Source organism: Actinobacillus suis ATCC 33415 (genome assembly GCF_000739435.1).
Lineage (GTDB): Bacteria > Pseudomonadota > Gammaproteobacteria > Enterobacterales > Pasteurellaceae > Actinobacillus > Actinobacillus suis.
Genome location: NZ_CP009159.1, coordinates 2,491,814 through 2,501,598, shown reverse-complemented (window position 1 = coordinate 2,501,598; position 9,785 = coordinate 2,491,814). Strand labels below are relative to the sequence as shown.

The window sequence follows — 9,785 nt, the reverse complement described above, 5'->3', positions numbered from 1 at the left end:
TAATACCTTAAAATCCTGTGGAAATCTTGTAAATTTTCAAGAAAAAATCACTCTAGATTTTTATACAAGCAATTTGTCCAAAATTCCGCTATAATTTCCTCTATTTCTGTCCATCATTTACTAAATAAAAGCAATGAAAGAATCTATTATCAACAAATTAGAAAGCCTAAGTGAACGCCATGAGGAATTACAAGCCTTATTAGGCGATCCATCCGTGATTAACGATCAAGACAAATTCCGTGCTTATTCAAAAGAATATTCACAACTTGAAGAAGTGGTAACCACTTTCAATCGTTGGAAAAAATTAAACAACGATATCGAAGAAGCACAAATTCTGCTTGATGATCCGGATATGAAAGATATGGCGGCGGAAGAAATTGCGGAAAATAAAGCCGAAATCGAAAATTTGGAACAACATTTACAAATCCTATTACTGCCGAAAGATCCGAATGACGAATACAACGCATTCTTAGAGATTCGTGCCGGTACGGGCGGTGACGAAGCAGGTATTTTCGCCGGCGATTTATACCGTATGTACAGCCGTTACTGTGAAAGCAAACGCTGGAGAATCGAGGAAATGTCCGCCAACGAAAGTGAACAAGGCGGATATAAAGAAATCATCGTTAAAATCAGCGGTGAAGGTGTATATGGTCAACTTAAATTCGAATCGGGCGGTCACCGTGTACAACGTGTACCGAAAACCGAATCACAAGGCCGTATCCACACCTCTGCTTGTACGGTTGCAGTAATGCCGGAATTGCCGGAATCTGAAATGCCGGAAATTAACCCAGCAGATTTACGTATCGATACTTATCGTTCATCAGGTGCCGGCGGTCAGCACGTTAATACCACCGATTCTGCGGTACGTATCACGCACATTCCGACCGGTATTGTAGTAGAGTGCCAAGACGAACGTTCACAACACAAAAACAAGGCAAAAGCACTTGCAGTATTAGCTTCTCGTATTGTTCAAGTAGAACAAGAACGCCAAGCGGCAGAACAAGCGGATACTCGCCGTAACTTACTTGGTTCGGGTGACCGTTCGGATAAGATTCGTACCTATAACTACCCACAAGGTCGTGTAACAGATCACCGCATTAACCTAACGGTTTACCGTTTAGATGAAGTGATGAACGGTAAAATTGATGAATTAATTCAACCAATTATTACCGAATACCAAGCGGATCAGTTAGCTGCGCTTTCTGACAACGCTTAATTTAGATCGAAGGTGGGGCTAACCACCTTCACTCTTTTACCCTTACTTTTGGAAAGCAAATATGAATAAAATTTTCTTAGCAACTTCGGTTGCGCTCTTAAGTGCCTGTACCACTTACACCACCAATAACACACCAGCAGCAAGTCGCGAAGCGACAACCCAAAGTTTTATTGGCACATGGGAATGTCGTATGGATGGTGGCAGTATTGCAACAAGTAATAAAGTTGAATTGACACAAGACGGCAAAGCAACTTATTTAGGCAAGATGGTGTTACCGAATGATAATCCGATTTTCAGCTACGATATTAACCGTGAAGGAAGCTGGAGCTACGCTAACCACACCCTAACGTATAAATTTACTCAAGGTAGCGTAAACCGTGCCCATACGGATGAAATTCAGCAAGCATTAAAAATGGATAAAGCGTTAAACAGCTCTGAAAAACAATACTACAATGCTCTGAGCAAACAGATGACGAAAAAGAGCAACCCAATTAATTTAGCAGTAAGTAACTTCGCTCAGAATTCATTTACAATTCAACAAAAAGTGGGAAGTACGGCTCGTACCGGTCATTGTGTACGCCCAACAAACTAAACCCATCATATAGGGCAGAACCTTCTGCCCTATGATAACCCGATAAAAGGTTCTAATGACTTATACCGAATGGCTCGCTTATGCAGTAAATGCGTTACAAGCAAATTTAGCTCAAGATCCCTATCTTCATCCTAAAACAGACGCAAACATACTGTTACAAGCGGTCACAAAACGCTCAAAATCTGCAATTTTTGCTTTTGGTGAAACCGAACTAAGCCAAACGGAAATATCTCAATTGGAAGCGTTGCTTACTCGCCGCTTACAAGGTGAACCAATGGCGTATATTTTAGGTGAAAAAGAATTTTGGTCGTTGCCGTTAAAAGTTTCACCACATACGTTAATCCCTCGACCGGATACGGAACGCTTGGTTGAAATCGCATTAGACTGGGCTTATAAGCGGTTAAAAACACAGCAAACTTTGCAAATTTTAGATTTAGGTACCGGTACCGGTGCAATCGCCTTAGCACTTGCTTCCGAACTTGGTGATAAGGCGCAGATTCTCGGCGTGGATTTTAAAGCGGAAGCAGTTGCACTTGCCGAAACCAATCGCCAAAATTTAGGCTTTAATAACGTGAGCTTTTTACAAAGCGATTGGTTTTCTGCCCTTGAAAACCAGCAATTTGATCTTATTGTTAGCAATCCGCCTTACATTGATAAACAAGATGAAAATCTTAAATACGGCGATGTACGTTTTGAACCTCTTTCTGCACTGGTTGCCGAAGAAGACGGTTTGAGTGATTTGCAAAAAATTATCCAAAACGCACCGCTTTACTTATATGATAACGGCGCATTAATGCTCGAACACGGTTGGCAACAGGCTCAAGCGGTTCAACAAATTTTCAAACAATATCAATGGGATGAAGTAGCCTCATTCCAAGATTACGGCGGCAATGACCGTCTGACGAAAGCAGTAAGAAAGGCAAAATAATGGACGATATTATTCAAGAATTACTCAAAGAACTGGAAGATCCAAAAGTAGAAATTAGTCGTAGTGAACTACAAAAATATTTATACCGAGAAATGGTTCGTCTAACGTTACTGATTGATAATTCTTTGAGTGAGCCGCAAGTATTGGGCTTAATGTCGGCGCTAGTAAAAAAAGCCCGTTATCAAGTAAATGCCACATCAGATGCCGAACGCATTCAACAATTACTTGATCTCGTCTATCAGGAATGGAAATTTAACTGTGATTATGAAGGTTATTTCCATACCGATAATTTATTGCTTAACCAAGTGATTCGTCGTCATCAGGGTATGCCGGTTTCTGTTGGCGCAATTGTGTTATATTTAGCGGCAGCTTTGGACTTACCGCTTTACCCAGTAAATTTCCCGACCCAATTGATCTTACGTGCCGAAATGAAAGATGAAAAAGGTAAAACCACGGTACGTTTTATTAACCCCTGGGACGGTAGTTTCTTACCGATGGAACTCTTGATTAAATGGCTTGAAGGCGAAGTCGGTTATGGTGTTGAATTATCGCCGGATTTACTGCGCAAAGCTCAGCCGAATGAATTACTTGAACGAGTAGAAACCGTCTTTAAAATGGCGCTGACCCGTGAGAAAAAATACGAAGAAACCTTACGCGTAATTGAATACCGCCTTGCATTCAGTCCGGAAGATCCGTATGAAATTCGTGATCGTGGTATGGTTTTAGCAAGTATGGACTGCTATCAAGCGGCATATGAAGATCTCAGTTATTTTATCGATCAATGTCCGGAAGATCCTTCCGCCGTAATGCTTAAACTCGAAATGAAAGGTTTAGAGCAAAAAAGCAAAGAAAGTAGATTACATTAAGGGCTATATTATGACAGAGCAAGAGCGAAAATTCCGATTAGATGCAGTTCAAGCTGCTATAGATAATAACTTATTAGAAGGATTATATCTTGATCAGCAAACACTTAATCTCTTTAATGCTTGGATTGAGAATCAAATTAGCTTTGATGAAGTAGAAAAAAGTATCTATGAAATATGCGGAATCAGATCGTTACACTGATAAAAATGGTGTTTTGTTCAATAAATTAAATGCGAAAACGGAACAAGAATTAGAAGAAAAAGAAAGCCGCATTGTCGCCCTGCAGTCTATAAAACTTCGTTTATTGCCTGTAGAAGGAAATTTCGATCTTGCACACTTACAGGAAATTCATCGTCGGCTATTCAATGATATTTATGAATGGGCTGGAGAAATTAGAGGTGTTGGAATAACAAAAGGAAAAACTGTATTTGCTAGTCCTCATCGCATTCAACCTGAATTTGCTAAGTTACACAAACGTTATCAAAATGAAGCTTTTCTTCTATTATCTAAATTAGAAGTAGCAAATAAATTAGCCTACTATTTAGGCGAAATAAATATTTTACATCCATTTAGAGAAGGGAATGGTCGAGTGCAACGTGAATTTATTATTCAACTTGCACAAAAATTTGGTTACCGCTTACATTTTAATGGCGTCTCACAACAAGAAATGATCCTCGCTTCTGAAAAATCTGCACTCTATTGTGATAATTCGCTTTTAGAGAAAATAATTTTAGCTCGGCTAGAGCCAAATAAATAAAGGAAATCTTATGAACAACAAAATCGTAAAAGTCGGCAATATTGAAGTGGCAAATGACAAGCCGTTTACTTTATTCGGCGGTATGAACGTATTAGAAAGCCGTGATATGGCAATGCGTGTCTGTGAACAATATGTAGAAGTGACCAACAAACTTAGTGTGCCTTATGTATTTAAAGCTTCTTTCGATAAAGCGAACCGCTCGTCAATTCATTCTTACCGTGGACCGGGTATGGAAGAGGGTTTAAAAATCTTCCAAGAATTAAAAGATACCTTCGGTGTAAATATCATTACCGACGTACACGAAATTTATCAGTGCAAACCGGTTGCGGAAGTGGTGGATATTATCCAGTTACCAGCGTTTTTAGCCCGTCAAACGGATTTAGTTGAAGCAATGGCACGTACCGGTGCGGTAATCAACGTGAAAAAACCACAATTCTTAAGCCCTGGTCAAATGGGGAATATCGTAGAAAAAATTGCGGAATGTGGTAACGAAAACGTGATCCTTTGCGACCGTGGTACCAACTTCGGTTACGATAATTTAGTGGTGGATATGCTCGGCTTTAACATTATGAAAAAAGTATCGAAAGGCTGTCCGGTCATTTTTGACGTAACCCACTCATTACAATGCCGTGACCCGTTCGGTGCGGCATCCGGCGGTCGCCGTGATCAAGTAACCGAATTAGCTCGTAGTGGTATGGCGATCGGTTTAGCCGGTTTATTCCTTGAAGCGCATCCGGATCCGAACAGTGCGAAATGTGACGGCCCGTCTGCTTTACCATTATCAAAATTGGAAGCGTTCGTCAGCCAAATGAAAGCGATCGATGATTTAGTGAAATCATTCGAAGAAATTGATACGTCAAACTAATTCCTATTACCACGGGAAGTTCACTTTCCGTGGTAAAAATTTAAGGAGCGTCCTATGACTGCACTTAATATCGTTTTTTTAGATAAAACTGGTGTACCTACCCACGAAATCCCTCGCCCGTCATTTCCTCATACTTGGACGGAATACGACAGTACCGATGCTTCGCAAACCTTTGAGCGCGCGAAAGATGCGGATATTATCGTTACCAGCAAAGTATTACTTGGCAGAGAGTTACTGGCTCAATTACCGAAACTGAAATTAATTTCGATTACCGCCACAGGTACTAATAACGTTGATTTAGTCGCAGCAAAAGAGTTAGGTATTGTGGTTAAAAACGTCACCGGCTATTCCACCACAACCGTGCCAGAACACGTTTTAGGCATGATTTTTGCGTTAAAACACAGCTTAATCGGTTATCATCGTGATCAAATTACCTCGGATCGTTGGGCGACTTGCGGACAATTCTGCTATGTCGATCATCCGGTAACCGATATTCGCGGCTCAACCTTAGCTATTTTCGGTAAAGGCAACACCGGTTCGGAAGTGGCTCGCTTAGCACAAGCGGTCGGAATGAAAGTCATTTTTGCAGAACACAAAGGTGCAAGCGAAATTCGTGAAGGTTATACCGCTTTTGAAGAAGTATTTAAACAAGCGGATATTATTTCATTACATTGCCCGCTCACCGATTCAACTCAAAATTTGATTAACGCCGAAACCTTAGCATTAATGAAACCGACCGCTTATTTAATCAATACCGGCAGAGGCCCATTAGTGGATGAAGCAGCATTATTAGCGGCTTTAGAACAGGGCAAGATTGCAGGTGCGGCGCTGGACGTATTAGTCAAAGAACCGCCGGAAAAAGACAATCCGTTAATGCAGGCGGCAAAACGTTTACCGAACTTATTAATTACCCCGCACGTTGCGTGGGCAAGCGATTCTGCGGTTACCACTTTAGTGAATAAAGTGACGCAGAATATGGAAGAATTTGTACTCAACGGAAAATAATATTCCACGAAATAGCCTGATTCCTAAAAGATACAAGCGGTTTAAAATTAGCGAAAATTTGCAAAAATTCGGTAAATTTGACCGCTTGCTTTTTGAGTATTAGGTATAAATGGCTAACAATATAAACTATGAATTTAACAACTCTTTTTATCGCCTTTCGCTATTGGCGTTCTAAAAGTGCCGACCGGTTTGGGCGCTTAGTGACCAACTTGGCAAGTTTTGGGATCGTGCTTGGCGTAATGGCATTAGTGATCGTGCTGTCGGTAATGAATGGCTTGGAGAATATGCAAAAGCGTAATTTGCTTTCAACACTGCCGCACGCCATTGTGTTGCCACAAGAAGGACATTTCGATAAAAATCAATCGCTTAGCTTACCGGCATTTGCCAGTAAAAGTGTGGCGATTAATAAGGCGAATGTGATTATCCAAAGCCGGCAAGGGATCAACGCCGGTCAGTTACTCGGTGTTGAGAATGAAAGCGACGATCCAATGTTGATTGGCGAAGCTGTTAAAACGCTCTTACCTCAAGGTGAATTTAACGTATTGATCGGTTCACGTCTTGCTAACAAGTTAAATATTAGTACGGGTGAAAAAATCCGTTTGATGATTACCGAAAACAGTCAATATACGCCGATGGGGCGTGTGCCGGTGCAGCGTTTATTTAACGTGGTCGGTATTTACCATACTAACAATGAAGCGAGCGAATATACTCTTTTCGCCAATCTTGCCGATGTTGGTCGTTTACTGCGGATAACTGAAGACCAAGTGCAAGGTATGCGGTTATATTTGCAAGATCCATTCCAAGTTACCGATCTTAGCCAACATTTCGCTGCAAATAACTACCAAATCAGCGATTGGCGAGAACAAAAAGGTGAATTTTTCCAAGCGGTTCGTATGGAAAAAAATATGATGGGTTTATTGATCAGCCTGATCATTATCGTTGCTATTTCCAATATCGTGACCTCACTCAGTCTGATGGTGGTAGATAAACAAGGTGAAATCGCCATCTTACAAACCCAAGGTTTAACTAAACGACAAGTGACACAAATTTTTATTTTCCAAGGTGCGATTGTCGGCGTAATCGGTTCGATTTTGGGTGGCATTATCGGTACGATTATCACGCTCAATTTGGATGAGATTGTGGCATTACTCAATCCGAATATTCATCTACCGACACTGATTTCGCCAATGCAGGTAGCAACCATTATCGTGACTTCGATTGTGTTGTCATTGGTTTGTACCCTTTATCCGGCATACCGTGCAGCAAAAATCGAACCGGCTCAAGCATTGAGATATGAATAATTTCAACCACGGAATACACAGATAACACGGAAAAAAATTCAATGATTTCTGAGTATTCCGTGTGTTCTGTGGTTTACAGGAGAAACCTCGAATTGGGATATAAATACTATTAACTACGGAATACTAGGATAGTACGGAAAAAATTTCTGTGTATTGAGTGTGTTCCGTGGTTCTAAATATTTCCACTTAAATGAAGATAAAAACAATATGATCGAATTACTACGCTGTGAAAATATCAGCAAATTTTATGATGAGGGCAACCAAAAGGTGCAAGTCCTCAAAGACGTTTCATTTTCGATGAATAGCGGTGAATTAGTCGCGATTGTCGGCTCATCCGGTTCAGGCAAAAGCACCCTATTACATACGCTTGGCGGTTTGGATCAACCGAGTTCGGGCGAAGTTTGGATCAAACAACAATCGCTACAAAAATTAACTGCCAATAAACTGGCACAACTGCGTAACCAACATCTCGGTTTCGTTTACCAATTCCATCACTTAATGGCGGATTTTACTGCGCTTGAAAACGTGATGATGCCAATGCTAATCGGTAATCAAAATAAAAGCGAAGCACGCAATCGTGCCGAAAAAATGCTACAAGCGGTCGGATTATCGCACCGAATTAGCCATCGTCCTTCAGCGCTTTCCGGTGGCGAACGCCAACGTGTGGCGATTGCCCGTGCGTTAGTCAATAATCCGGCGCTCGTGTTAGCCGATGAACCGACCGGTAACCTCGACCAAAAAACCACCGAAAGTATTTTTGAGCTGATCAAACAACTGAATGCCGAACAAAATATCGCCTTTTTGTTGGTCACTCACGACTTAAATCTAGCAAATAAATTAGCTCGCCGCTTTGTGATGCGAGATGGTGTATTAAGCGAGGCAGATTAATGAATACCCCCTTTTTTATTAGCTGGCGTTATCAGCGAGGCAAACAAAAAAATCGGTTGGTCTCCTTAATCTCGCTGTTTTCCAGTGTCGGCATTGCACTTGGTGTGGCAGTATTAATTATCGGCTTAAGTGCGATGAATGGCTTCGAGCGAGAACTAAATCAGCGTGTGCTTTCCGTTGTTCCGCACGCTGAACTGTATTCCTATCATGGTAATGAAAACGCCCCGATACAAGCGGGTAAAAAACTGGAAAATCTCGCAAAAAGTAACCCAAATGTGACTGCGGTTTCGCCTTTCGTTAGCTTTACCGGCTTGATCGAAAACGGTACGCAATTGAAAATCGCCCAAGTTCGAGGCGTTGATCCGGTTAAGCAAGATAAAGTCAGTTCGCTTAGCCATTATATTCCGCGTGAGCAATGGCAAGCGTTCCATCAACAAGGTGGCTTGATTCTTGGTGCCGGTATTGCTAAAGATTTGGAAGTCGCCGCAGGTGATGAAGTCACGCTGTTATTACCGCAACCGACCGAGGACGGCAAATTGGCTCAACCGTTACGTTTCAGCTTACCGGTAACTGGCGTACTGAAACTGGAGGGGCAACTCGACCATAGCTATGCGTTATTACCAATTGAAAAAGCCCAAGAGTTATTGGAATATCAACCGAATGAATATTCGGGCATTGAGTTGGCATTAAAAGAGCCGTTTAAAGTACAAGAACTGCAAATGCCGGAACTTGCTAACTTTAATCAACCGCTGTATCTCAACACTTGGATTGAAAAATTCGGCTATATGTATAACGATATTCAGTTGGTTCGTACCGTGATGTATATCGCAATGGTATTAGTGATCGGCGTGGCGTGTTTTAATATTATTTCTACGCTGATTATGGCAGTAAAAGATAAGCAAGGCGATATTGCGATTATGCGCACACTTGGTGCCAATAATAGTTTTATCAAACGTATTTTTCTATGGTACGGTTTATTGTCCGGTATGAAAGGGGCGTTAGCTGGGATTATACTCGGTGTGATACTATCGCTAAATTTAACCGCAATAATTAAAGCAATCGAAGGATTTTTCAGTATCAAGCTGCTATCAGACGGCGTTTACTTCGTAGATTTCCTACCAAGCGAACTACACTGGCAAGATGTCGCTTATGTGCTAATTGCAACCATTGTGTTAAGTCTATTCGCCAGCCTCTATCCGGCAACCCGAGCGGCAAAATTAGAACCGGCAAAAGTATTAAGCGGTCATTAACTTTGATATGACAAAGCACGAGTTTAGCTCGTGCTTTTTTGTTTTCCGATGACCTGACAAGCGGTCAAATTTCACTGATTTTTTGCACATTTTCCTCATAAAAAAACCTCAGTTCTTTC

General features: G+C 41.3%; 11 protein-coding genes. All 11 read left to right on the top strand.

The genetic code is table 11. The features are described from left to right. Positions 1 to 133: 133 nt before the first annotated feature. Entirely contained in the window at positions 134 to 1,216 is a 1,083-nt protein-coding gene (gene prfA, locus ASU1_RS11630) for a peptide chain release factor 1 (RefSeq protein WP_015674540.1), read from the top strand. Between the two features lie 61 nt (positions 1,217 to 1,277). Next, on the top strand, positions 1,278 to 1,808 hold the full coding sequence (locus ASU1_RS11625) for a hypothetical protein (protein ID WP_015674539.1): 531 nt from the start codon (positions 1,278 to 1,280) through the stop codon (positions 1,806 to 1,808). A 55-nt stretch (positions 1,809 to 1,863) separates the two neighbouring features. Next, positions 1,864 to 2,736: a peptide chain release factor N(5)-glutamine methyltransferase gene (gene prmC / locus ASU1_RS11620; RefSeq protein ID WP_015674538.1), complete on the top strand. Its 873-nt coding sequence runs from the start codon at positions 1,864 to 1,866 to the stop codon at positions 2,734 to 2,736. Beyond that, positions 2,736 to 3,602 carry a SirB1 family protein gene (locus ASU1_RS11615; RefSeq protein ID WP_015674537.1) on the top strand — a complete coding sequence of 289 codons (867 nt, stop codon included), beginning with the start codon at positions 2,736 to 2,738 and terminating at the stop codon, positions 3,600 to 3,602. Before prmC ends, ASU1_RS11615 begins: the two co-directional genes overlap by 1 nt. Before the next feature lie 10 nt (positions 3,603 to 3,612). Further along, entirely contained in the window at positions 3,613 to 3,801 is a 189-nt protein-coding gene (locus tag ASU1_RS11610; RefSeq protein ID WP_015674536.1) for an antitoxin VbhA family protein, read from the top strand. Continuing rightward, entirely contained in the window at positions 3,770 to 4,357 is a 588-nt protein-coding gene (locus ASU1_RS11605; protein WP_015674535.1) for a Fic/DOC family protein, read from the top strand. The genes ASU1_RS11610 and ASU1_RS11605 overlap by 32 nt, the downstream gene beginning before the upstream one ends. 10 nt (positions 4,358 to 4,367) lie before the next feature. Next, complete coding sequence (gene kdsA, locus ASU1_RS11600) at positions 4,368 to 5,222, top strand: 3-deoxy-8-phosphooctulonate synthase (protein WP_039195667.1); 855 nt, start codon at positions 4,368 to 4,370, stop codon at positions 5,220 to 5,222. Positions 5,223 to 5,276: 54 nt separating this feature from the next. Beyond that, complete coding sequence (locus ASU1_RS11595; protein ID WP_015674533.1) at positions 5,277 to 6,227, top strand: 2-hydroxyacid dehydrogenase; 951 nt, start codon at positions 5,277 to 5,279, stop codon at positions 6,225 to 6,227. 128 nt (positions 6,228 to 6,355) lie between these two features. After that, positions 6,356 to 7,528: a lipoprotein-releasing ABC transporter permease subunit gene (locus ASU1_RS11590; protein WP_015674532.1), complete on the top strand. Its 1,173-nt coding sequence runs from the start codon at positions 6,356 to 6,358 to the stop codon at positions 7,526 to 7,528. Positions 7,529 to 7,735: 207 nt separating this feature from the next. Then, a complete protein-coding gene (gene lolD, locus ASU1_RS11585; protein ID WP_015674531.1) occupies positions 7,736 to 8,416 on the top strand; it encodes a lipoprotein-releasing ABC transporter ATP-binding protein LolD in 681 nt (226 codons plus the stop codon). Then, positions 8,416 to 9,666 carry a lipoprotein-releasing ABC transporter permease subunit LolE gene (gene lolE / locus ASU1_RS11580; RefSeq protein WP_015674530.1) on the top strand — a complete coding sequence of 417 codons (1,251 nt, stop codon included), beginning with the start codon at positions 8,416 to 8,418 and terminating at the stop codon, positions 9,664 to 9,666. The genes lolD and lolE overlap by 1 nt, the downstream gene beginning before the upstream one ends. The last annotated feature ends 119 nt before the right edge of the window (positions 9,667 to 9,785 follow it).